This is a genomic window from Streptococcus sp. HMSC063B03, assembly GCF_001836965.1.
Taxonomy (GTDB): domain Bacteria; phylum Bacillota; class Bacilli; order Lactobacillales; family Streptococcaceae; genus Streptococcus; species Streptococcus pneumoniae_F.
Genome location: NZ_KV831019.1, coordinates 1 through 1,277 on the forward strand (window position 1 = coordinate 1; position 1,277 = coordinate 1,277).

Consider the following 1,277-nt stretch of genomic DNA (forward strand, 5'->3'; position numbering starts at 1 on the left):
AAGGATACTCTGACGAGGAAGAAGATCGATTTGTGGAGCTTTATCTACAGTGGTTGGAGGAAAACAAGGAGAAAGTGGTAAAAGGAAGAACGAAATAGTATCATTTTTATACTATTATTTTAACCAGAGTAGCTTCACAGAATCGGTTGTTGGAGTGGATGAGTACAACTGATTCACTAGCCGAGATGGTTATCGCATCAAACTTATCAGTGAATAAAAGCGAGTCATTTGGCTTGCTTTTATTTTTCATTCCTTATGGTAAAACATCGGAATTTTTGATATAATTCTATTAACTGTAAGATTTAGTCAAAAGAGGTATAAAGATGAGTGATTTTGAAGAAAAGCGGCTTGCTAGTAATGCTTATAATCGAGCGCAAGCGAGTCGCTATGAAAGTTTGGCGAATCAGTACCAGAAAGCATACGATAAGAAAAAAGCAGAGATTGAGAAGTTAGAATCTGCTAGAAAAGAACTCTCTAAGCAAATTCAATCCTATAGTGAGTTCCGCAATACAGTTTCTCAATACTCTACAACTATTTCTACAGATACCTTTAAAGGGACAAGACGTGATACATTTGATAAGACTTTATCGAAAATTGCGACGACGATGAATACGCATCAAAATGAGCATGAAATGAATTTGGCGAAGTTGGATGCAGAGATCGCAAAGCGAAAATTGGAGCTAGGCGATTTAGGTGGTGCTATTGGAAGTGCTTGGAATGCAGTTGAAAGCTTCTTGGCAGCTATTTTTTAGGGAGTAGGATAGATGGATAAAATAGGAATCAGTTCAGCTTCTTGGCAACGTGTTGTTACCTCAGCACGGACTAAGGTCGCATCTGTATCAGACATTCAAGTGACAAAGATTGGAAAAACTACCTTGAATCGGATGAAATCTTTTGAGACCCTTCAAGAACAAGCGAAAAAAATTCTGAGTGATTATAAGGATTTTGAAATGGAGCGTACTTCTCAAATGATTACGGTGGGTGAGAAGATTGTGGCTGATGATAAAGCCATGGCCGGTCAGTTTGATAAGAATACAGCCAATGTGAGGTTTAAGTAATGGTTCAATACGATAAGAATAAGATTTTTACAAGTATTATTACTAGCCGTACGAGAGAGACATTCGAAGTAGATGATACTTTGATTCAACTTGGTCAACAATTAGGAATGCGTCCGCAGATTCTGAAGGGACTCTATAAGGCTCTGAGAAAATTAGAAGATGTCTATGAGTATGTGCCAAGTTTTGGTGCAACTTTTACTTGTCATTTTGATTATGAGA

General features: G+C 37.5%; 2 protein-coding genes and 1 pseudogene. All 3 read left to right on the forward strand.

What is annotated here, in order from left to right; genetic code table 11:
- Positions 1-323: 323 nt before the first annotated feature.
- On the forward strand, positions 324-752 hold the full coding sequence (locus tag HMPREF2628_RS03535) for a DUF5082 domain-containing protein (protein WP_070842359.1): 429 nt from the start codon (positions 324-326) through the stop codon (positions 750-752).
- 12 nt (positions 753-764) lie between these two features.
- On the forward strand, positions 765-1,058 hold the full coding sequence (locus tag HMPREF2628_RS03540) for a hypothetical protein (protein ID WP_000357787.1): 294 nt from the start codon (positions 765-767) through the stop codon (positions 1,056-1,058).
- Positions 1,058-1,277 (forward strand): annotated as a pseudogene (locus HMPREF2628_RS03545) (hypothetical protein); the annotation flags it as partial. The gene HMPREF2628_RS03540 and the pseudogene HMPREF2628_RS03545, both read left to right, overlap by 1 nt.